At 73.1% G+C, this 20,102-nt stretch carries 19 protein-coding genes and 1 pseudogene; 13 read left to right on the top strand and 7 right to left on the bottom strand.

Features of this window, described 5'->3' with window-relative positions:
* The 3 genes and pseudogenes from MLY01S_RS09370 to MLY01S_RS09375 all read left to right on the top strand — a co-directional run.
* A pseudogene (locus MLY01S_RS09370) lies at nt 1-454 on the top strand (acetoin utilization protein AcuC); the annotation flags it as partial.
* 186 nt (nt 455-640) lie between these two features.
* The gene (locus MLY01S_RS12190; protein ID WP_005504750.1) at nt 641-739 is read left to right on the top strand and encodes a 30S ribosomal protein bS22; all 99 of its coding nucleotides are present in this window, start codon (nt 641-643) and stop codon (nt 737-739) included.
* Nucleotides 740-904: 165 nt separating this feature from the next.
* Nucleotides 905-1,186: a glutaredoxin family protein gene (locus MLY01S_RS09375; RefSeq protein WP_067191469.1), complete on the top strand. Its 282-nt coding sequence runs from the start codon at nt 905-907 to the stop codon at nt 1,184-1,186.
* Here the strand turns inward: MLY01S_RS09375 and MLY01S_RS09380 are convergent, their stop codons facing one another.
* Nucleotides 1,187-2,017, bottom strand: a complete 831-nt coding sequence (locus MLY01S_RS09380; RefSeq protein ID WP_067191471.1) for a hypothetical protein — start codon at nt 2,015-2,017, stop codon at nt 1,187-1,189.
* 104 nt (nt 2,018-2,121) lie between these two features.
* Between MLY01S_RS09380 and MLY01S_RS09385 the strand changes: the two genes are divergently transcribed.
* The 5 genes from MLY01S_RS09385 to ccsB all read left to right on the top strand — a co-directional run bounded on the left by MLY01S_RS09385 (nt 2,122) and on the right by ccsB (nt 7,132).
* Nucleotides 2,122-2,796, top strand: coding sequence for a histidine phosphatase family protein (locus tag MLY01S_RS09385; RefSeq protein ID WP_067191473.1), 675 nt, complete (start codon nt 2,122-2,124; stop codon nt 2,794-2,796).
* A 199-nt stretch (nt 2,797-2,995) separates the two neighbouring features.
* Nucleotides 2,996-3,610: a TlpA family protein disulfide reductase gene (locus MLY01S_RS09390; protein ID WP_067191475.1), complete on the top strand. Its 615-nt coding sequence runs from the start codon at nt 2,996-2,998 to the stop codon at nt 3,608-3,610.
* An 11-nt stretch (nt 3,611-3,621) separates the two neighbouring features.
* The gene (locus tag MLY01S_RS09395; RefSeq protein ID WP_067191477.1) at nt 3,622-4,380 is read left to right on the top strand and encodes a cytochrome c biogenesis CcdA family protein; all 759 of its coding nucleotides are present in this window, start codon (nt 3,622-3,624) and stop codon (nt 4,378-4,380) included.
* Nucleotides 4,377-6,032 carry a cytochrome c biogenesis protein ResB gene (gene resB / locus MLY01S_RS09400; RefSeq protein WP_067191479.1) on the top strand — a complete coding sequence of 552 codons (1,656 nt, stop codon included), beginning with the start codon at nt 4,377-4,379 and terminating at the stop codon, nt 6,030-6,032. The genes MLY01S_RS09395 and resB overlap by 4 nt, the downstream gene beginning before the upstream one ends.
* Before the next feature lie 2 nt (nt 6,033-6,034).
* A complete protein-coding gene (gene ccsB, locus MLY01S_RS09405) occupies nt 6,035-7,132 on the top strand; it encodes a c-type cytochrome biogenesis protein CcsB (RefSeq protein WP_067191481.1) in 1,098 nt (365 codons plus the stop codon).
* Between the two features lie 179 nt (nt 7,133-7,311).
* Here ccsB and MLY01S_RS09410 read toward each other — a convergent pair whose 3' ends face one another.
* Entirely contained in the window at nt 7,312-7,827 is a 516-nt protein-coding gene (locus MLY01S_RS09410; RefSeq protein ID WP_082740051.1) for a PLDc N-terminal domain-containing protein, read from the bottom strand.
* Between the two features lie 74 nt (nt 7,828-7,901).
* Here MLY01S_RS09410 and MLY01S_RS09415 point away from each other — a divergent pair, with 74 nt between their 5' ends.
* A complete protein-coding gene (locus MLY01S_RS09415) occupies nt 7,902-8,177 on the top strand; it encodes a DUF4229 domain-containing protein (protein WP_067191483.1) in 276 nt (91 codons plus the stop codon).
* Between the two features lie 258 nt (nt 8,178-8,435).
* Here MLY01S_RS09415 and MLY01S_RS09420 read toward each other — a convergent pair whose 3' ends face one another.
* The 5 genes from MLY01S_RS09420 to MLY01S_RS09440 all read right to left on the bottom strand — a co-directional run bounded on the left by MLY01S_RS09420 (nt 8,436) and on the right by MLY01S_RS09440 (nt 14,126).
* Nucleotides 8,436-9,308 (bottom strand): 1,4-dihydroxy-2-naphthoate polyprenyltransferase, encoded by an 873-nt coding sequence (locus MLY01S_RS09420; RefSeq protein WP_067191485.1) that lies wholly within the window; start codon nt 9,306-9,308, stop codon nt 8,436-8,438.
* Between the two features lie 100 nt (nt 9,309-9,408).
* Complete coding sequence (locus tag MLY01S_RS09425) at nt 9,409-10,053, bottom strand: GNAT family N-acetyltransferase (protein ID WP_067191487.1); 645 nt, start codon at nt 10,051-10,053, stop codon at nt 9,409-9,411.
* A 168-nt stretch (nt 10,054-10,221) separates the two neighbouring features.
* Nucleotides 10,222-11,481: an AMP-binding protein gene (locus MLY01S_RS09430; RefSeq protein ID WP_067191490.1), complete on the bottom strand. Its 1,260-nt coding sequence runs from the start codon at nt 11,479-11,481 to the stop codon at nt 10,222-10,224.
* A gap of 79 nt (nt 11,482-11,560) precedes the next feature.
* A complete protein-coding gene (locus tag MLY01S_RS09435) occupies nt 11,561-13,126 on the bottom strand; it encodes an aspartate:alanine exchanger family transporter (RefSeq protein WP_067191493.1) in 1,566 nt (521 codons plus the stop codon).
* A gap of 31 nt (nt 13,127-13,157) precedes the next feature.
* On the bottom strand, nt 13,158-14,126 hold the full coding sequence (locus tag MLY01S_RS09440; RefSeq protein ID WP_067191495.1) for a 1,4-dihydroxy-2-naphthoyl-CoA synthase: 969 nt from the start codon (nt 14,124-14,126) through the stop codon (nt 13,158-13,160).
* A 233-nt stretch (nt 14,127-14,359) separates the two neighbouring features.
* Between MLY01S_RS09440 and MLY01S_RS09445 the strand changes: the two genes are divergently transcribed.
* The 4 genes from MLY01S_RS09445 to MLY01S_RS09460 all read left to right on the top strand — a co-directional run bounded on the left by MLY01S_RS09445 (nt 14,360) and on the right by MLY01S_RS09460 (nt 20,096).
* Nucleotides 14,360-15,073 (top strand): PadR family transcriptional regulator, encoded by a 714-nt coding sequence (locus tag MLY01S_RS09445; protein ID WP_070638943.1) that lies wholly within the window; start codon nt 14,360-14,362, stop codon nt 15,071-15,073.
* A 101-nt stretch (nt 15,074-15,174) separates the two neighbouring features.
* Nucleotides 15,175-15,906: an ABC transporter ATP-binding protein gene (locus MLY01S_RS09450; protein ID WP_067191501.1), complete on the top strand. Its 732-nt coding sequence runs from the start codon at nt 15,175-15,177 to the stop codon at nt 15,904-15,906.
* Nucleotides 15,907-15,992: 86 nt separating this feature from the next.
* Entirely contained in the window at nt 15,993-19,193 is a 3,201-nt protein-coding gene (locus tag MLY01S_RS09455) for an FtsX-like permease family protein (RefSeq protein WP_135103312.1), read from the top strand.
* Between the two features lie 225 nt (nt 19,194-19,418).
* Nucleotides 19,419-20,096 carry a tyrosine-protein phosphatase gene (locus tag MLY01S_RS09460; protein ID WP_067191500.1) on the top strand — a complete coding sequence of 226 codons (678 nt, stop codon included), beginning with the start codon at nt 19,419-19,421 and terminating at the stop codon, nt 20,094-20,096.
* The last annotated feature ends 6 nt before the right edge of the window (nt 20,097-20,102 follow it).

Genomic DNA, 20,102 nt, shown 5'->3' on the forward strand with positions numbered 1-20,102 from the left:
CTCCCATCACGCCGACCCGCTGGCGGACCTGCGCCTGTCCGTGGACGGTCAGCGTCAGCTCGCCTTCGACCTGGCGGACTGGGCGGACCAGTTCTGCCAGGGCCGGTGGATCGCCACGGGCGGCGGCGGCTACAACCCGCTGAAGGTGGTGCCGCGCGCCTGGGCCCATCTCACGGCGATCGTGCTGGACGCCCCGATCCCGATCAGGGCCGAGATCCCGCAGGCGTGGGTGGACCACGTGACGTCCCTCACCGCGGACGAGCTCACCGGAGACATGTCCTCGGCGCCGGAGGACGAGGAGGGCCGCATCCCCACCACCATGGGAGAGGGGGCGGACGTGTGGTGGCGCTCGTGGGAGGTCGGCTACGACCCGTCCGACCCGGTGGACCAGGCCATCATGGCCACCCGCAAGGAGCTCTTCCCGTACCACGGCCTGGACCCCTGGTTCGACTGAGGCCTGCCGCGCCGGCGTCCGCGGATCCGCGTGGATTCGCGCGCTGCAGGCGCGCCCGGTATTGTGGCGGGGAACGTTTTACAAGCGTTCCACATCCGGTGGAATGCGGGTCGGCCCGGCTGTCCAGTCAGCTCGGTGCGGTCCGAGTGACCCCGCCGACCGTCGCCCCCGACATGAGGAGACCCCATGGGTTCTGTGATCAAGAAGCGCCGCAAGCGCATGTCGAAGAAGAAGCACCGCAAGCTGCTTCGCAAGACCCGGCACCAGCGTCGCAACAAGAAGTGACGCCTGCTCCGGAGAGCAGATGCGAGGCCGCCGTCCCGTTCGGGACGGCGGCCTCGCTCTGTTCCGGGGGCCGTGCGGTGTGCGCTGAGCCTGCGCGGGGTCCTGCCGGGCCTCGTGACGCTGCGCCCGGCGGTCGTTGCCCGCGGTGCCCGTAGGGTGGTGTGCATGGACTCTGACACCACGACGGCGGCCGCCGCCTCCGCCATTCGCCCTCGCGTCCAGCTGCTGGTCAAGGAGGGGTGCCACCTGTGTGCGGCCGCCGTGGAGACGGTCGCGGAGGTCTGTGGCCGGCTGGGGGAGGCCTACGAGCTCCTCGACGGCGCCGAGCACCCGGAGCTGGCCGAGCGGCATGCGGAGGAGGTCCCGGTGCTGTTCGTGGACGGCGTCCAGCGCGACTTCTGGCGCGTGGACCCGGCGCGGCTGGAGCGGATGCTCACCGCCGCCTGATCACTTCACGCGCATCGACTTCGCCCAGGCCCGCTGACGCATGTACTCGGTGGAGTCTGGGCGGTAGGCCATCACGATGCCGCCCACGCCCAGCAGGACCCACACGATCTCCAGGCCCGGCATGCCGCCGAGCAGGCTGGTGAGCATCATCAGCAGCGAGAGCGCTGCCAGCACGGTGCCGACGATGCGTGCGGGGCGGGAGCCGGAGCGGATCTTGAAGGCGACCAGCAGGTACAGCACCAACGCCACCAGGGCGAAGGCGGTCATGAACCCGGGCATCATGTCCACGGTCGTCTGCATCATCTGCTCGGCCTCGGTGCCGGTGAGGCCGGAGGCCTCCACCTGCTGGCGGGTGACGTCCTCGACGATGGCCTTGCCCTCCGGGGTCGTGAGCGCGAAGGCACCGGCGAGCGTGGAGCCGACCATGACGACCGCGGCCGCGATGATCAGCCAGAACGCCACGGTGATGGACGTGGGCCGCACCGGCTCCTGCACCGGGCCGCCCCACTGCTGGCCGGGCTGCCCCCACTGCTGTCCGGGCTGCCCCCACTGCTGCTGAGGGCCCCACTGCTGCCCTCCCGAGCCGTTCCAGCCCGGCCCGCCCGGCGGCGGGGGAAAGGCGCCCTGCTGCGGCTGCTGCCACTGCTGCGGCTGCTGTCCGGGAGCGCCGGGCTGCCCCTGCGGTCCGCCGTACGGGTCCTGGCCGTAGGGGTTCTGCCCGTACTCGGAGCCGGCGCGGTACTCCTGCCCGCCCCCGCCCGAGCCGTAGGAGCCTGCGTTCGCGCCGCCGTACTCCTGTCCGTAGGTGGGGCGGTCCTGGTTCTCGCTCACGGCGGTGTCCTTCCGTCGGCGTCGGTCGGTCTGCGCGGTCGCGCGGCCTGTGGCCTCCCACGCTAGTGCCTGTCGGCTCTCCGCGTCTCTGACAGACTGGGGACATGAGCGTTCTGGCCACGGTGCATCTCGTCCGTCACGGTGAAGTCTTCAACCCGGACCGCGTCCTCTACGGGCGCCTGCCGGGGTTCGGCCTGTCCGACCTCGGCCTGCAGATGGCCGACGGTGTGGCCGAGTGGTTCGTGGAGCGGGCGAACCGCATTCAGCGGCAGCCGGCCATCGTGGCGGCCTCCCCGCTGCAGCGCGCGAAGCAGACCGCGGCCCCCATCGCCGCGGCGTTCGGCAAGAAGCTGGAGACCGAGCCGAACCTGATCGAGGCCGTGAACGCCTTCGAGGGCATGTCGAACGTGGCCGCCACCTTGAAGTCCACCCCGAGCCTGTGGCCGAAGCTGCGCAACCCCGCACGCCCGTCCTGGGGCGAGCCGTACATCCAGCAGGTGCAGCGCATGGTGGAGGTCGTCCAGCGCTCCCGCGACGTCGCGGTGGACACCCTGGGTCCGGGCGCCGAGGCCATCCTGGTCTCGCATCAGCTGCCGATCTGGGTGACCCGCCTGGCCACCGAGGGGCGTCCGCTCATGCACGACCCGCGCCGGCGCGAGTGCACCCTCACCTCCGTGACCTCCCTGGTCTTCGAAGACGGCCGCGAGCGGCCGCGCGTGGAGTACCACGAACCCAATGCGCACCTGCTCGCCCAGGCCGCCAACCTGCCCGGCGCCTGAGACGCTCCGCGCCCCCTCCCCGACGACGGCCCCTCGCCTTCACGCCTGCCTCGCCCCGCCCGGGGCGAGCGGACGGACCCAGGTGCGGGGCCGTCGTCGTGAAGCCCGTCTTCAAGGTTCCGGTCAGGATGGGCGGGCAGACTAGACTGGTCTGAATCCCTGATGCTGTTTTCCGCGCCTGTGACGAGGAGGTTCCTCCATGCCCGCGTCCCGTCTGACCCGTCGACGTCTGCTGGCGGGACTGGGCTTCGGCGCGGCCGCCCCGCTGCTCGTGGCGTGCGGGGGAGGAGACGACGTCCTGGCCGGCCAGGCCGGCAACGCGGACGGCAAGAACTACATCGCCGGAGACGGCTCCGTGGCCGAGTACGCGAAGGGGGAGCGCTCGGAGCCGGTCGAGTTCTCCGGCGCCCTGTTCGACGGCACCGAGGTGTCCGCCGAGTCCCTGCGCGGCGCCCCCGCTGTGCTGAACTTCTGGTACGCCGCCTGCGCGCCGTGCCGCATCGAGGCCCCGCACCTGGTCTCCCTCCACGGGCAGTTCGAGCCTGAGGGTGTGAGGTTCCTCGGCGTGAACGTCCGGGACACCGCCACCACGGCCCAGGCCTTCGAGCGCACCTTCGAGATCCCGTACCCCTCCATGGAGGACCTCTCCGGGGACGTGCTGCTCGCCCTCTCCGACTTCGTGCCTCCGCAGGCCGTGCCCTCCACCCTCGTGCTGGACGCCGAGGGCCGGGTCTCGGCCCGTGTGCTCGGCGCCGTCGAGGAGGGCACCCTGCGCGCCCTGCTCAAGACCGTGGTGGACGAGCAGGGGCAGTGACCTCAGCGCCGATGCAGAACAACCCCTTCGCCGAGGCGGTCCTGGACGGATCGCTGCTGGTCGCCGCGCCCATCGCGCTGCTGGCCGGCGTCGTGTCCTTCCTGTCCCCGTGCGTGCTGCCGCTCGTGCCCGGCTACCTCGGCTATGTGACCGGCCTCGGGGGAGAGCGTCTCGAGGACCGCCGGCGCAGCCGCCTGGTGCTCGGCGCCGTGCTGTTCGTGCTGGGCTTCTCCGCGGTGTTCGTGCTGGCCGGCGTGATGTTCGGGCAGATCGCGTTCTGGCTGCAGCGGGACGGCGAGTGGGTGACCCGCCTGCTGGGCGTGGCGGTGATCCTGCTCGGCATCGTCTTCCTCGGCCGGTTCGACCGGCTCCAGACCGAGCGCCGCCTGCACCTGAAGCCCGCGGCCGGACTCGTGGGCGCGCCGCTGCTCGGCATGACCTTCGGCCTGGGCTGGGCCCCCTGCATCGGCCCGACCCTCGCCGCGGTCCTGGCCATGGCCGCCGCCGGGGCGGACGGGGCGGCCGGCCGCGGGGCCCTGCTGGCCTTCGTCTACTGCCTGGGCCTGGGCCTGCCGTTCATCCTCATCGCCCTCGGCGTGGAGCGCGGCATGAGCGCCCTCGCGTTCTTCCGCCGCCACCGCCGCGCCGTGCAGGTGTTCGGCGGCGTCCTGCTGATCGTCCTCGGCCTGGTCATGGTGACCGGCCTGTGGAGCACGTGGACCCTCCAGCTGCAGACCTGGTTCCAGAACGAGGTGAGTCTTCCCCTGTGAGCACCCGAGCGAAGAAGGCCGAGGCGGCGCTGCCGACGCTCGGCGCGAAGGAGATGGCGCGCTGGGCCTGGACCCAGCTCACCAGCATGCGCACCGCGCTGATGCTGCTGCTCCTGCTCGCCGTGGCCGCCGTGCCCGGCTCCCTGGTGCCGCAGCGCCGGGCCGGCCCGGAGATCGTGGACCAGTGGATCGAGGACAACCCGTTCTGGGGCCCGATCCTGGACTTCCTGCAGTTCTTCGACGTGTACACGTCCGTGTGGTTCTCCGCGATCTACCTGCTGCTCTTCGTGTCTCTGGTGGGCTGCGTGGTGCCGCGTGCGATCAAGCACGTGAAGGTCATGAAGTCCCCGCCGCCGCGCACGCCTCGCCGGCTGTCCCGCCTCCCGGAGTCCGGCACCGTGGTGCTGGAGGAGGAGGGCCCGGCACCGGAGCAGGCGGTGGCGCAGGCCAAGGCCTGGCTGAAGAAGCGCGGGTACCGCGTGGCGGACCACTCCGACGAGCGCAGGCCGTCCGTCTCCGCCGAGCGCGGCTACCTCCGCGAGATCGGCAACATCGTCTTCCACTTCTCGCTGATCGGCGTGCTCGTGTTCATGGCCTACGGCGGCATGACGAAGTACACCGGCCAGAAGATCCTCGTGGAGGGGGAGGGCTTCGCCAACAACCTGGTGGCCTACGACTCCTTCACTCCGGGCACGTACTTCAACGCAGACCAGCTGAAGCCCTTCTCCCTCAAGCTCGAGTCCTTCGACGCCGTGTTCGAGCGCCAGTCCGAGACCCACTACGGCCAGCCGATCGACTACACCGCGCGCATGGAGGTCCGCGAGGGCCCCGGCGCAGAACCCGCGGAGGAGATCCTCAAGGTCAACAGCCCCCTGGACGTGCACGGTGTCCGCGTGTACCTCGTCGGCAACGGCTATGCCCCCGTGGTGACCATCCGCGACGGTGAGGGGGACATCGCCTTCCAGGGCCCGGTGGTGACCCGGGTCCAGGACCAGATGTACACGTCCCTGGCGGTCATCAAGGCCCCCGACGCCACGCCGGACCAGCTCGGTTTCGTCGGCCTGTTCCTCCCTGCCGCCGTGGAGGGCGAGGACGGCGTCGCGGTCTCGGTGGACCCGGAGCTGCTCAAGCCGCAGCTGATCCTGAACTCCTACTACGGCGACCTCGGCCTGGACGCCGGCGTCCCGCAGAACGTGTACGTCCTGGACACGGAGAACCTCACCGAGCTCAACAGCCGCACGAACTCGAACGGCGGCATCACCCTGGACGAGGGACAGACCTACGAGCTGCCGGACGGCAAGGGCTCCATCAGCTTCGACGGCGTCCGCCGCTACGTCGGCCTGGACCTGCACTACGATCCGGGCAAGTGGGGCGTGGGCGTCTTCGCCGCCACCGCCCTGATCGGCCTGGCCGTGAGCCTGTTCGTCCGTCGCCGCCGCGTCTGGGTGCGGGCGGACACGGACGAGGCAGGCCGCACCAGGGTGGAGTACGCCCTGCTCGCCCGTGGCGAGGCCACCGGCCTGCGCGCGGAGAACGTCGCGCTGCGCTCGGCCATGGAGAAGATGTGGCCGGTGACCGCTCCGGAGAGCGACAATGGACCTGAAGGCGAGGGTGACCCTGCGCCTCGCCACACCCCTGGATCAGGAGTCTGACCGTGTTCAACCCGACGGCCCCCGTCAACGAGCAGCTCGCCCTGTACAGCGATCTGTTCATGCTCATCGCCGCCCTCGTCTACGCGGCCTCGTTCATCGTGTTCGCCGTCGACATGGCGGTGGCCTCGACCACCATCAAGCGCCTCGAAGAGGAGCTGGCAACCGAGCGCGACCTGGCCCGCCACGCACAGCGCTCCGCCGTCTCCGTAGGCGGCCGCGGCGGCGGCTCCACCGCCCTGCTGGACCGTGATCCGGCCGACTCCGCTGCGCTGGACCGCACCGGGGACGGTGCCGAGTCCGACCTGGTGGACGAGGACATGGACTACACCGGCCGGGGCCGGCGTCCGATCGCCAACGTGGCGGTGGCCGTGCTCGGCATCGGCTGGGCCCTGCACGCCTTCGCCGTGGTGGCCCGCGGCCTGGCCTCCCACCGTGTGCCGTGGGGCAACCTCTACGAGTTCATGACCACGGGCGCCCTGCTGGTCACGACCGTCTACCTGATCTTCCTGTTCCGCAAGGACCTGCGCTTCGTGGGCACCTTCGTCACCGGACTCGTGGTGGCCATGATGTGCGCCGCCACCATGGGCTTCCCGACCCCGGTCGGCCACCTGCAGCCGCCGCTGCAGTCCCCGTGGCTCGTGATCCACGTGTCCATCGCCGTGCTGGCCACCGCGCTGTTCACCCTGACCGCCGCGATGTCCATCCTCCAGCTGGTCCAGTCCAACGCCCAGAGCCGCATGATGCAGGGCAAGGGCACCTGGTCCTTCCTGCGCCTCGTGCCGACCGCCGGTGCCCTGGAGAACTGGTCCTACCGCATCAACGCCGTGGGCTTCGTGATGTGGTCCTTCACCCTGATCGCCGGCGCCATCTGGGCCGAGGCCGCCTGGGGCCGCTACTGGAACTGGGACACCAAGGAGGTGTGGACCTTCGTGATCTGGGTGGTCTACGCCGCCTACCTGCACGCCCGCGCCACCCGCGGCTGGACCGGCAACCGCTCGGCCTGGCTGTCGATCATCGGCTTCGCCTGCATCGTGTTCAACTACACGATCGTGAACATGTACTTCCCGGGCCTGCACTCCTACGCCGGCGTCCCGGAGTGAGCCGGGACGACCGCTGAGACGCCCTGAACACGGACGTGGGGCCCCGGACCGCATCGGTCCGGGGCCCCACGTGTGTCTGCGATCGGCCGGCGGCGCGCCTGCCCTCAACGGGCGGCGGCGCGCCTGCCCTCAACGGGCGGCGGCGCGCCTGCCCTCAACGGGCGGCGGCGCGCCTGCCCTCAACGGGCGGTCGGGGAGTCCGTGCCGGTCTCCTCCGGGCCGTCCTCGTCGTCCGGGCGGCCCGCACCGTCCTCGCCGTCTGTGCGGCCCGCACCGTCCTCGCCGTCCGTGCGGCCGCTGCCGGGGTGGTCGTCCGCCCCGCCGTCGCCCGAGCGGTCCTCGGAGCCGGACCGCTCGCGCAGGCGGCGCTCCCGCTCGTCGAGCTGCTTCGCACGGCGTTCCAGGTCCGCCTCGCGCTGGTCCTGGCGGCGCTGGACGCGGAGGTTGCGCAGGAACTCCTCGTCGTCGTCCGGGGCGGACATGCGCGGCTCGGCGTGCGCGGCGGAGGCCGTGCGGGCCCGGCCCAGGATCAGCCAGAGCAGGGGGCCGACCAGCGGCAGCAGCAGGACCACCAGGAACCACACCGCCTTCGGCATCGAGCGGACCTGGTGCTTCGGCGTCAGCAGCAGCTCGAAGAGGCAGTAGAGCGTCAGGGCCACGATGACGATGATCGCGGGGATGAGGAAACGGGGCATGGGGACCATTCTAGGAATCGGGCCGGGCGTCGTCCGCCCAGGCGGGCCTCACCGGCCGGGCCTAGAATGGCCGGGTGCGTTTCCTCCTCTACGGCCTCATCCGCATCGTCGTGTTCGTCGGCGTCTGGTACCTCTGCATGGCGATGGACCTCGGCATGGTGCTGTCCGTGCTGGTGGCGTTGATCCTGTCCTTCGCGGTCGGCTACCTGGGTCTGCGCCGGCTGCGCGACGGCGCCACCGAGGACATGGCGGCCTGGCGTCGGGGCGTGACCCGGAACCGCCGCGGCAGGACCGAGCAGGCCGATGCCGACGCCGAGGACGCCTACACCGAGGGCCGTTTCCGCAGCTGAGCCACCCGGATCCCTGCCGTCAACTGGGGAGGACACGCCCTCTGAGCCGGGACGCCGGGCCCTGATGACGGTGAGTCCTCACCAGTTGTCGAGGGGCACCTCCTGTTTCCCGACGACGGCACGCGCCTTCCATCCGCACGTTCGCCGTGGCCTCCGCCCGGCTCGGCCGGGACGACCCGACCCCACGAGAACGGCCGCCCACCTGCGCCGGTGGGCGGCCGTCGTCGTTGTCTGCGGCCGTCTGGCCGGGGGAGCGGCTCAGACGGTGAGGCAGGCGATGACGAACAGGATCGCCCAGAAGATCCCGACCGTGGAGGTGGCCTTCAGGACGGGGATGAGCCTGCGCGGGTGGTCCGCCTTCAGGACGGTGCGGGACGGGATCCACGCCAGGGCCGCGGAGAGCACGGTCAGCGCGAACCAGCCGGAGGCGCCGAGCAGGACCAGGGGAAGCAGGGTGGCCACGGCCATCATGCCGATGTAGCCGTAGCGGGCCGGTCGGTCGCCCACGCGGGCGGCGAGGGTCATCTTGCCGACCTCGCGGTCCGTGGGGATGTCCCGGATGTTGTTGGCCATCAGCAGGGCCGTGGAGAACAGGCCGGAGGAGACGGCGGCGACCCAGGCGGCCGCGTTCAGCTCGAGGGCCTGCGTGTAGGTGGTGCCGAGGCCGGCCACGAGGCCGAAGAACACGAACACGAACACCTCGCCCAGGCCCAGGTAGCCGTAGGGCTTGGAGCCGCCGGTGTAGAACCAGGCGGCGGCCACGGCGGCGGCACCGACCAGCAGGAACCACCAGGTGCCGGACAGGGCCACCAGGAAGAATCCGGCGAGCATGGCCACGCCGAAGCAGGCGAACGCCGCGTTCTTCACGTTCTTCGCCGCGGTCTGCTGGGAGGCGGTGAGGCGGAAGGGGCCGACGCGGTCGTCGTCGGTGCCGCGGATGCCGTCCGAGTAGTCGTTGGCGTAGTTCACACCCACCTGCAGGGCCAGGGCGACGACCATCGCCAGCAGCCCGCGGCCGAGGTGGAAGCCGTCCAGGGTGTGTGCGGCGGCCGAGCCGGTCACCACGGGCACCACTGCCATCGGCAGCGTGCGCAGGCGAGCGGCGGCGACCCACTGGGACATCGTGGCCATGGGTGCGGTGGACCTCCTGGTTCCGTGCAGGGCGGCCGCGGTGCGAGTCGGCCACCGGTCATTGTCCCACGCGAGTCGACGGCGGGCGGGCCCGGCGGCGTCAGGCGTGGGAGGGGATCCTCCACATGCCCAGCTGGTGATCGAGCACGGCCCCGTCCACGATGCCCTCCGGGATCTCGAGGACCTGTCGGACCCCGAACCCGAAGCGGCGGTACCAGCCCTCCAGGTGCGGCTCGCACTCCAGGTAGGCAGGCATGCCCCGCGCGTCCACGTGGGCCAGGCCGTCCTCCAGGAGCAGGGTGCCGAGGCCCCGGCCGCGGGACCGGTCGGCTGTGGCGACCACGGCGAGGTACCAGTGCGGCTCGGACGGGTGGGACTTCACGGCGACGGCAGAGCCGCGCCCGCTGACCGTCATCAGGCGCACGGTGCCGCGCAGGCCCAGGGCGCGGACCATGCCGGGCAGCGCCTGGAGACCGCGGAGGGTGGAGGGCCGCCAGTTGCCGGGGGAGGACCAGAGGGCGGCGGCGGTCACGCCGTGCTCGTCCTCAGCGAGCCGGACACGGCCACCGCGGGCCAGGGCGTCGGCGAACATGCCGCGGTACAGGGCGGCCATGACGGCCCGGCGTTCGCCCCGGTCCGGGATCAGCTCGGTCCACAGCGGCAGCGTGGACAGGGCCTCGGCGGCGACGGCCGCGAGGGCGTCGAGGTCGGCGGCGGTCGCGTCGCGCAGGTGGGGGGAGCTCATGGGACCAGCCTACGGAGGAGTTGCGCTCAGCGGACTGCGTGCACCGGCCGCTGCATCGTCGCCTGCGAGACGCCGCCTGGTCAAAGGCGCTGGCGAGCAGGGCCGCGGCGGTGAGGAGGTCGGGGCGGGTCAGGTCGCGGGGCGGGGCAGCAGGTACGGCCGCTGAGCCTATGCGGCGGCGAACAGCGCCGTGAGGGCGCGCCGGTCCGGCTTCCCCGTGGACAGCAGCGGCAGGGCGTCCAGGGCCAGCCAGGTCTTGGGCGTCGCAGGCCCGCCGAGTGCATCCTTCACGACGACGGCCAGTCGCCTCTGCGTGTCCTCGCGCCAGGCCTGGGCCCCCTGTACGGGGACGACCGCCGCGCAGAGCCGCTGGCCCCACTCCGGGTCCTCCACGGCGCCGACGAAGACGTCCGCGACGTCCGGGGCCGCCTCGAGCACGGCCTGCACCGCGGCGGCGGAGACCTTCACGCCGCCGGTGATGACCACGTCGTCTGCGCGGCCGGTCACGGCCAGGCGGGGGCCGTCGTCGTGGATCAGGCGGCCGAGGTCTTCGGTGAGGAACCGGGCGGGGAAGGAATCGTCCGGGTGGTCGAAGCAGGCGGCGGTGCGGGCGGGGTCGTCCAGGTAGCCGGCGGCGACCATGGGGCCGGCGAGGCGGACGCGGCCGACGCCCTTCTCGTCCGGGTCGAGGATCTCAGGGGCGACGCCGGGCAAGGGCAGACCGTCGTAGACGCAGCCGCCGCAGGTCTCGGCCATGCCGTAGGTGGCGGTGAGCCGGATCCCGGCGGCCTCGGCGGCGGCGCGCAGGGGAGCGGCCAGGCGGGCCCCGCCGACGAGCACGTGGTCGAAGCCGCCCAACGCCTCCCGTCCGGCCGGGTCCGCGTCCTCGGCGAGAAGACGGGAGACCTGGGTGGGCACGAGGGAGACGAGCCGCGGCCGGCCGTCGTCCGGCAGCTGTGCGCAGGCCTGCGCGAAGGCGGCGGCGGTGAAGGGGCCGGCGGGCAGGGGCACGACGTCGGTGCCGGCGTCGATCGCGCGGGAGAGGACCGCCAGGCCGGCGACGTAGTGCAGCGAGACCGCGAGGAGCCAGTGGCCGGTGCCGGCGGCCGGGGAGCCGGGGGCGGTGCCGGCGGCGGGGGTGATGGCGGCGGGGGAGCCGGGGCCGCTGCCGCCGAGGCGCGAGGCGGTGGCGGCGGCCGAGGCTCGCAGGGCGGAGGCGGTGAGCACGATCTGCTTGGGGGTGCCCGTGGAGCCGGACGTCCGGACGACGGCGGCGGCGTCCGGATGGCCGCAGCGGGCGGGATCCTTGGCCTCGGGGCGGGGCAGGACACGGCCGTCCTCGGTCAGCTCCACCGGGTCGCCGGTGCCCTCCAAGGCGGCGGCGAGGGCCGCGCGGGCGGCGGCGAGCTGGTCTGCGGTGACGGCCATGGCGGGACTCCTGACAGAGGCGGACGGCGGACAGAGGTCGGGCGGCGGTGGTCCGGGCGGCGGCGGTCCGGGCGGACGGTCAGAGCATGAACGGCACAGTGGCGATCTTGACCACCATGATCAGGGCGAACAGCTGGGCGTACCCCTCGGTCACGCGGGCGTCGGTGGACCGGGAGAGCGCGTAGTCCAGGATCGCCGGCTGGCCCGTGATGCCCGCCAGCGCCCCATAGGTGCGATCCACGGACTGCCCCAGCAGCCGCGCCGCGGCGATGAGCAGGGCCGCGGTGAGCGCGGTGAGCACGGCGGACATCAGGATGGCCAGCCCGCCGACCCGGGTGAACACCGTCTCGATGAACGCCGGGCCGGCGGCCAGGCCCACCACGCCCAGGAAGAGCATGAGGCCGAACTGCCGCAGCGTCAGCGCGATCTCTGTGGACGGTTCCCAGACCGTGGGTCCCGTCCGGCCGATCGCGCCGAGGGCGAGGCCGACGAGGATGCACCCGGCCGCCGGGCCGAGGGAGAAGGAGGCCCCGCCCGGAAGCGGGATCGTCACCATGCCCAGCAGGTAGCCCAGCGCCATGCCCGTGCCCAGGGAGATCCAGTCCAGGTTCGAGAGCCCCCGCGTCGAGTTGCCGAAGAAGTCGCGCACCGCCTCCATCCGCGGCGCGGTGGTCACGATGAGCACCCGGTCGCCGACCTTGAGCTCGGTCTGAGGGGTGGCCAGCGACTCGACGTCGTCGCGCCGCAGCCGGGCGACGTCGGTGCCGAAGCGCTCGCGCAGGGACAGCGTGCCCAGGCGGCGATCGGCCAGGGCACGGGCCGTGACGATGACCATGGAGGTCTGCAGCGGGTTCATCACCTGAGCCGGGTCGGCGTCGGTGAGGCGGCCGAAGGGCTGCACAGCCTCCTCGATGTTCTTCTCCGTGCCGTCCAGGACGACCTGGTCCCCGGGCTCGATCCGGGCGGCGGAGCCGGCGATCCGGGCCACGCCGCCGTGGCGCAGCGCCACCACGCGCACCAGCCCCTCGGAGATCCCCGGGATCTCCCGCAGGGCGATGGCGGAGGTGGCAGTCGCGACGGTGAAGCGCAGCTTGCCGTCGGTCACCGGCGCCGGATCTCGCGGGGAGCTGCTCCACGGGCGGGCGGCGAGCAGGGTGATCGCGATGATGGTGCCGACCACGCCCACCAGATAGGACAGCCCGTAGCCCACGGCCGGAGCCTGCTCGCCGGTGAGCTGGTTCGCCAGGGCCATCGCCGGCGTCGCGGTGAGCGACCCCGTCCACACGCCGATCGCCGTCGGCAGGTCCAGGTCGACCAGCGCGGCCAGCGGGTGCACCGTGAAGGCGGTGACGATCACCACGAGGACGGCGGCCAGCATCAGGGGCAGGTTGCGGCGCAGGTCCCGGAAGAACACCTTGCCGGCGCCGAGACCGATCAGGTAGGCGAACAGGGCCAGGCCGAAGCTCTGGAACAGGGCCAGCTGGTCGCCGACGTCGGGCAGCACCGCCCCGACGAGCAGGCCCACGAACAGGGCTCCGGAGGCGCCGAGGCGGATCTTGCCCAGGGGGATGGTGCCGACGGCAGCGCCCAGGGCGACGGTGGCCATGAGGACGAGAATGGGCTGGTCGCTGAGCAGTTCGAGCACGGGCGGGTCTCCGTCCTGCCGTGGTGGTCGGTCAGAAGTAGTACGGGTACGGGGACCAGTCCGGGTCGCGCTTCTGCAGGAAGGCGTCGCGGCCCTCGACGGCCTCGTCCGTCATGTAGGCCATGCGCGTGGCCTCGCCGGCGAAGACCTGCTGGCCGTTCATGCCGTCGTCCGGGAGGTTGAACGCGAACTTCAGCATGCGCAGCGCCTGCGGGGACTGGCGGTTGATGTCCGCGGCGTACTCCAGGGCGACCTCCTCGAGGTGCTCGTGGTCCACGGCCTCGTTCACGGCACCCATGGCCACCATGTCCTCGGCCGAGTACTCGCGGGCGGTGAAGAAGATCTCGCGGGCGCGCTTCTGGCCCACCTGGCGGGCGAGCAGGGCGGAACCGTAGCCGGCGTCGAAGGAGCCGACCGTCGCGTCGGTCTGCTTGAACTTGCCGTGCTGGCGCGAGGCGAGCGTGAGGTCCGAGACCACGTGCAGCGAGTGGCCGCCGCCGGCAGCCCAGCCGTTCACGACGGCGATGATCGCCTTGGGGGCGGTGCGCATCAGGCGCTGGACCTCGAGGATGTGCAGGCGGCCGGCGCGGGCCGGGTCGATGGTCTCGGCGGTGTCGCCTTCGGCGTAGCGGTAGCCGTCGCGGCCGCGGATACGCTGGTCCCCGCCGGAGCAGAAGGCGTGGCCGCCGTCCTTGGGGGAGGGGCCGTTGCCGGTGAGCAGGATGGTGCCCACGTCCGGGGTCATGCGGGCGTGGTCAATGGCGCGGTACAGCTCGTCCACGGTGCCCGGGCGGAAGGCGTTGCGGACCTCCGGGCGGTCGAACGCGATGCGGACCGTGGGCAGGTCCCGGACCCAGTTGCCCTCGGCGTCCCGTTCCACCTGGCGGTGGTACGTCATGTCCTGGAAGTCGAAGCCCTCGACCACGCGCCAGCGCTGCGGGTCGAAGATGTCGGAGACCTTCTCGGGGACGGGGTAACGGGCGGCGTTCTGCTCGGTCATGGTGCCGAGTCTAGTGAGCGGCGGGCTCCGGGCGTCTTCGCTGACCACGGCCCCGGGCGATTTCTCTGGCGAAGGCCCCGGCGTTTTCGTTCGCGAAGCGGGAGACGCCCGCCTCCCGCTTCGCGAGCGAAAACGGATCCGGCCGGGGGATTGACGCTGGGATTCCGGGTATGCACACTTGCTCATACCGGGTATGCATACTCGGAATCCCCTCGCTCGATCCGGAGGACCGCATGTCCGTCAAGCACTCCCTTCTCGCCCTGCTCACCCACGGGCCGCAGTACGGCTATCAGCTGCGCGCGGACTTCGAGGAGACCACCGGCGGCACCTGGCTCCTGAACATCGGGCAGGTCTACACCACCTTGGACCGCCTCACCCGGGACGGCCTGGTCGAGGACCGCGGCGACGACGGCGAGGGCCACCGCATCTACGCCCTCACCGACGCCGGCCGCGCCGAAGTCACCACCTGGTTCCGCACCCCGCTGGCCCCCACCACGCCGCCGCGCAACGAGCTGGCCATCAAGCTCGCCGTCGCCGTGACCACCGAGGGCGTGGACGTCCGCGAGGTCATCCAGGCCCAGCGCACCGCCACCCTGCGCAACCTGCAGGAGTACACCCGCGCCAAGCGTGCCGTCCCCGCGGACGCCGCCGGCGCCGACCTCGCCGGGCTGCTCGTCCTGGAGTCCCTGATCTTCACCGCCGAGGCCGAGGCCCGCTGGCTGGACCACTGCGAGGCCGCCGTGGTCCGCGCCTCCCGCAACCGCTCCCGGCGGGCCCGGGAGCGCGCCGAGCGCCGCGCGGCAGGCCCGGACGCCGTCCGGGGCGTCGTGGCCGACGCGTTCTCCACAGCCCGCGGCGGCGCCGCCCCGACCGGCGTGCCGGGCTCCGCCCGCGGCACCTCCTCCGCCGACATCTCCGCCTCCCGCACCGACGGGGACCTCCGATGAGCGCCCGCCGCGACGACGCGTCGCTGGTCACCGGCCTCACCACCGCCTCCGAGCGGAACGCCTCCGGTCCTCGCCAGGTCCTCGAGCTGGACTGCGTGGACATGGTCTACGGCACCGGCCCCACCGCCGTGGCCGCCCTCCGCCAGGTCACCCTCGGCGTCCACTCCGGCGAGTTCGTGGCCGTCATGGGCCCCTCCGGCTCCGGCAAGTCCTCGCTGCTGGCCGTGGCCGGCGGCCTGGACCAGCCCGCCGCCGGCGAGGTCTTCGTCTCCGGCACCCCGATGTCCCGCCTGTCCCTGGCCCAGCGCGCCCGCCTGCGCCGCCGTGTGGTCGGCTACGTGTTCCAGGACTTCAACCTCGTCCCCACGCTCACCGCCGCCGAGAACGTCGCCCTCCCGCTCGAGCTGGACGGTGCCCGCCCCGCCGCGGCCCGCACCCAGGCCCTCGAGGCGCTGGAGAAGGTCGGCATCGGCGAGCTCGCCGGCCGCTTCATGGACCAGCTCTCCGGCGGCCAGCAGCAGCGGGTGGCCATCGCCCGCGCGATCGTCGGCTCCCGCTCCCTCGTCCTCGCCGACGAGCCCACCGGCGCCCTCGACTCCGTCACCGGCGAGGAGGTCATGGGCGTGCTGCGCGACCTCGCCGACGACGGCGCTGGCGTCGTCCTCGTCACCCACGAGGCCCGCCACGCAGGCTGGGCCGACCGCGTGGTCTTCCTCCGGGACGGCCGGATCGTGGACGAGTCCTCCGTGGACTCGGTCGACTCCCTCCTCGCCTCCGCCGGCACAGCGCAGATCCACGACGACGGCACCTCGCCCTCCGGCGGTGCCCGGTGAGCCCGCAGCGGGGCCCGGCCCCGGCACCCCGGCCGGGCGGCGCCCGGCCCCAGGACCCGGCGACGGGCGCGCTCGAGGTGCGTGACGTGGTCGGGAAGCGGGACGGAGACTTCGCCGGCTCCCGTCGCGTGGCCCGCAGGATCGCGCTGCGGGACGCGAAGGCGCAGCCCTGGCGGATGCTGCTGGTGGTGCTGCTGATCGGGCTGCCCGTGTTCGGCGTGGCCCTGGCCGGCACGCTCCAGCTGAGCACGCAGGCCGGCAGCTCCTGGGAGGTCGAGCGGCGCTACGCCGGCTTCGACGGGGTGATCGAGCGCGGCATCGTGGCGGACGTCGCCGGGCGGCCCGAGGACTTCGGCAACGTCAGCGCCGAGGACGCCGCCATGTACTTCCCGGACCCTCAGGGGCAGTACTCGGACGTGGACGCCTGGGTCCTCTTCGCCACCCCCGGGGTCCCCCCGGAGGCCGTGGACTGGGCCAGGGAGCTCTGGAGGGAGTCGGCCGGGCGGAGGGCTCAGCTGCCCGCCGGGGTGAGCGTCCACCGGGTGGAGACCGCCACCGTGGAGATCGCCGTCGGCGACCGCCGCGAGTCCGTGGCGGCCCACGTGGTGGACCCGGCCGACACCGCCCTGTTCGGCGCGGACTCGCGCTTCGACGTGCGCTCCGGCTCCCTGGCCGACGGCGTGCTCGTCAACCGCGAGCTCGGACGCCTCGTGGCCGAGGGGGACCGGCTGACCGTGAAGGCCGGCACCCTCGGCGGGCAGAGCCGGGACCTGGACGTCACCGTGGCCGGCACCGTGGTGGACCGCGCCGTGGACACCTGGCGCTGGGAAGAGGTGCTGCCCCTGCCGTGGCTGGAGGACTCGTTCGGCCAGGGCCAGGCGGCCCTGCTGGTCTCCGCCGACTCGGCCCTCGGACAGGAGCTTGCGGGGCAGGTGACGGTGACCGACTACCTGCGCGGTCCCGTCCCGGACGACTACCTGGACGTGCTCGCCTTCGCCCGCGCCGGCGACCGCGCCCAGTTCCTGCCCCTGCTGCACCAGCCGGACAATCCCGGCGCGCAGTTGGTGGACCAGGTGTTCCCCCGCGGCACCTGGGACGCCGCCGCGGACCTGCTCATGGTGCCGCTGCTGTTCGTCGGCGCCCTGGCGCTGCTGGAGACCGGCCTGCTCGCCGGTGCGGCGTTCGCCGTGGGCGCCCGGCGCAGCCGCCGGGTGGGCGCCCTGCTGGCCGTGGTGGGCGCCGAAGCCGACACCGTGGCCGCCACCCTGCGCTGGCAGGGCCTGCTTTGCGGGCTGGCCGGCGCGGTCGGCGGCGGGCTGCTCGGCGTGGGCGTCGGGCTGGGGCTGATGGCGTCCGCCGCGGCCCGCGGCGTGGTGCTGCCCCCGGCCGGGGTGCCCTGGCCGCTGGTGCTGGCCGCCATGGCGATCGGCGTGCTCAGCGCGCTGCTGGCCGCCTGGATCCCGGCCCGCGCCATCGCCCGGCAGAACGCCTGGGCTGCCGTGCGGACCTCGACCGCCGCCCCGCCGCCCCCGTCGAGGGCCCGGGCGGTCTACGCCCTGGTGCTCGTGGCGGTGGCCGTGGCGGCGACCGCGGTGGCCACCGTGTGGCTGCGGTCCCTGCGCACCCTGCCGGAGGTGCAGGTGTTCTTCCCCGTGTACGGGATCGTGCTCATGGTGTCCGTGGCGGTGCTGCTGGCCGGCGTCCTGATGCTCATCCCCATGGCCGTGCACCTGCTCGGCCGGGCCGCCGGACGCCTGCCGCTGAGCGTGCGCCTGGCCGCCCGGGACGCGGACCGCAACCGCGGCCGCACCGTGCCGGTCACCGCGGCGATGGGCGCCGCGGCGGCGATCGCTGTCCTGGCGCTGACCATGCTGGCCGTGACCATGAAGCCCTTCGCCGGGGCCGAGGCCGCCCTGCCGGAGGACACGGTCCTGCTCCCCGTCCCGGACCCGCAGGCCCAGGAGGCCGAGATCGCCCGGATGAAGGAGGAGAACCCGGAGTTCCAGGACGAGTGGATCGGCTACCGGGGCGGACCGGAGAAGGCGCGCGAGCTGGTCCGCCGGGCCGCCGTCACGGCCGAGCTGCCGGAGGTGACCGCCGTGGACGACGTGCTCGGCCTCGCCCCGACCTGTGCGGTGGCGGGCTCCAAGGACTGCCGGGCCCTGGCTCTGACCTACCCGGCCTCCTCGCAGTGCCACATGCCGATCCCCACCCAGGAGCACGTGGTCGAGCGCACCGACGAGCTGTACGGGCGCACCGCCGCCGCCGACCTGCAGCAGTCCCGCGCCTGCGCCTGGGGGACCGACCCGTTCGACGCCGGCGCGCAGGGGTACAGCCCCGCGACCGACCCGGACCAGACCGTGCTGGTGGTGGACCCGGACCGACCAGAGACCATGCCGGCCGCACTGATCCCGGACGCCGGCGCCCGCGCCGCGCTGACCGAGGGCAAGGTGGTGGTCTACGACCCGGAGTACGTCTCCGCGGACGGCACCGTGGACCTGGGCGTCTACACCGAGGACGTGGCGAAGGCCGCCGGCGTGGTGGACGAAACGGCCGATCAGGCGTGGTCCTGGGACCCCGCCGCCGGCGCCTACCAGGGCGACTACCCGCAGTCCGGCGCCGACACCGCCTTCGGCATGGTGGAGAACGCCCCGACCGGCACCGCCCTCTGGGAGCCGGAGGACAGCATCCATCCGAAGGCCTACGCGGCCCCGGCGGAGTCGGCCACCGGCTGGCGCGCCGTGGTGCCGCAGCACCTGCTGCCGCAGCTGGGCCGGCAGGTCGGCCAGTGGGGCCTGTCCGTCAGTTTTGCCGAGGACCTTACCCAGGCACAGTGGGACCGGTTCAACACCGTCCTCGGCGACGAGGGACTCTACCTCTCCGGTACCTCGCAGCCGGCCCCCGGCCTCGACGCGGAGCAGGTGCTCTGGACCATCGCCCTGATCGCCGGCCTGGTCCTGGTGACCGTCTCCGGCATCACCACGGGCCTGGCGCTGTCCGACTCCCGCCGCGACGGCCAGGTGATGGACGCCGTGGGCGCCGCGCCGGGCACCCGGCGGAGGCAGGCGGCCGCGCAGGCCGGTGTGGCCGCTGCGCTGGGTGCGGTGCTCGGACTCGTGGTGGGTGTCCTGCCGGCGGTCTCGATGGGCACCTGGCTGACCGACGGGTTCGCCTGGATGCCGTGGCCACAGCTGGCCGTACTCCTGTTCGGCGCCCCGCTGCTGGCCGCCGTGCTGGCCTGGCTGCTCGTGCCGGGGCGGATGCCGTCCCGGGAGCGGCAGGCCTGAGCCGGAAGGCCCCGGCGCTTTCGTTCGGGAAACCGTCGAGTTCCGGGGTGCTTTCGTTCGGGAGAACGTCGAGTCGGCGGGCGAGGCCTCCTCGCCCGCCGCGCTCCTCCTTTCCGACGACGGCCTCTCGACTACGGCCCGCCCCGCTCCTCCGGCCCGCCCCTCGCCTTCGTCTCCGGCACTCCCCGGGCCGCGGTTCCCGGCCCGCCGGCTACCGTGGTGGGCATGCCGACCTCTCCCATCCCCGTCCGCTGGGACGGCGCCGTCAACGCCTGGCACATCCGCCCGGGCCTGTTCCGCATGGGACGCGCCGAGTGGCTGACGGGCCGCGGGTGGGCAGAGCTGGCCGAGGCAGGGGCGGCCGCGGTGATCGACCTGCGCATGCCGCAGGAAGTGGAGCGGCGCGAGCATGACCCGGCCCACGCCGGCGTCCCGGCGGGCGTGACCTGGGAGAACCACCCGATCGAGGACGCCAATGACGCCGAGTTCCGCGCCCGCTTCGACCCGTATCCGAACCATCCGGCGCACTACCCGGACCTGCTGGAGCGCTACCCGGACCGCATCGGGGCGGCGCTGGCTCGGACGCTCGCGGCGATGGAGGCCGGGGGAGCGGTGCTGCACTGCTCCGCCGGGCGCGACCGCACGGGTCTGCTCACCGCCCTGCTGCTGCAGTTGCCCGAGCTGCCGGGAGGACCGGCCGACCGGGACGAGCAGCACGCGGTCTACACCGCCGGCGTCCGCGGCATCAACGACTACCGCCGCACGGCGAAGGTCCCGCGCCCCCATGAGCGCTGGGTGCCGCCGGAGGACTGGGACGCGCACCTGGCCGAGCGGCTGGCCGCCCTGGACGAGGTCCTCGACGCCTGGCCCGCCGACCGCGTCCGAGCCCTCCTCCCGCGCTGACCGGCA

The sequence above is a fragment of the Micrococcus lylae NBRC 15355 genome (genome assembly GCF_001570885.1).
Lineage (GTDB): Bacteria > Actinomycetota > Actinomycetes > Actinomycetales > Micrococcaceae > Micrococcus > Micrococcus lylae.

Bases quoted from the DNA above. Each gene is read 5' to 3' on its own strand.
- MLY01S_RS12190 (WP_005504750.1), top strand. From the start codon at position 641: ATGGGTTCTGTGATCAAGAAGCGCCGCAAGCGCATGTCGAAGAAGAAG.
- MLY01S_RS09375 (WP_067191469.1), top strand. From the start codon at position 905: ATGGACTCTGACACCACGACGGCGGCCGCCGCCTCCGCCATTCGCCCT.
- MLY01S_RS09385 (WP_067191473.1), top strand. From the start codon at position 2,122: ATGAGCGTTCTGGCCACGGTGCATCTCGTCCGTCACGGTGAAGTCTTC.
- MLY01S_RS09390 (WP_067191475.1), top strand. From the start codon at position 2,996: ATGCCCGCGTCCCGTCTGACCCGTCGACGTCTGCTGGCGGGACTGGGC.
- MLY01S_RS09395 (WP_067191477.1), top strand. From the start codon at position 3,622: ATGCAGAACAACCCCTTCGCCGAGGCGGTCCTGGACGGATCGCTGCTG.
- MLY01S_RS09410 (WP_082740051.1), bottom strand. From the start codon at position 7,827: ATGCCCCGTTTCCTCATCCCCGCGATCATCGTCATCGTGGCCCTGACG.
- MLY01S_RS09420 (WP_067191485.1), bottom strand. From the start codon at position 9,308: ATGGCCACGATGTCCCAGTGGGTCGCCGCCGCTCGCCTGCGCACGCTG.
- MLY01S_RS09425 (WP_067191487.1), bottom strand. From the start codon at position 10,053: ATGAGCTCCCCCCACCTGCGCGACGCGACCGCCGCCGACCTCGACGCC.
- MLY01S_RS09430 (WP_067191490.1), bottom strand. From the start codon at position 11,481: ATGGCCGTCACCGCAGACCAGCTCGCCGCCGCCCGCGCGGCCCTCGCC.
- MLY01S_RS09440 (WP_067191495.1), bottom strand. From the start codon at position 14,126: ATGACCGAGCAGAACGCCGCCCGTTACCCCGTCCCCGAGAAGGTCTCC.
- MLY01S_RS09445 (WP_070638943.1), top strand. From the start codon at position 14,360: ATGTCCGTCAAGCACTCCCTTCTCGCCCTGCTCACCCACGGGCCGCAG.
- MLY01S_RS09450 (WP_067191501.1), top strand. From the start codon at position 15,175: ATGGTCTACGGCACCGGCCCCACCGCCGTGGCCGCCCTCCGCCAGGTC.
- MLY01S_RS09460 (WP_067191500.1), top strand. From the start codon at position 19,419: ATGCCGACCTCTCCCATCCCCGTCCGCTGGGACGGCGCCGTCAACGCC.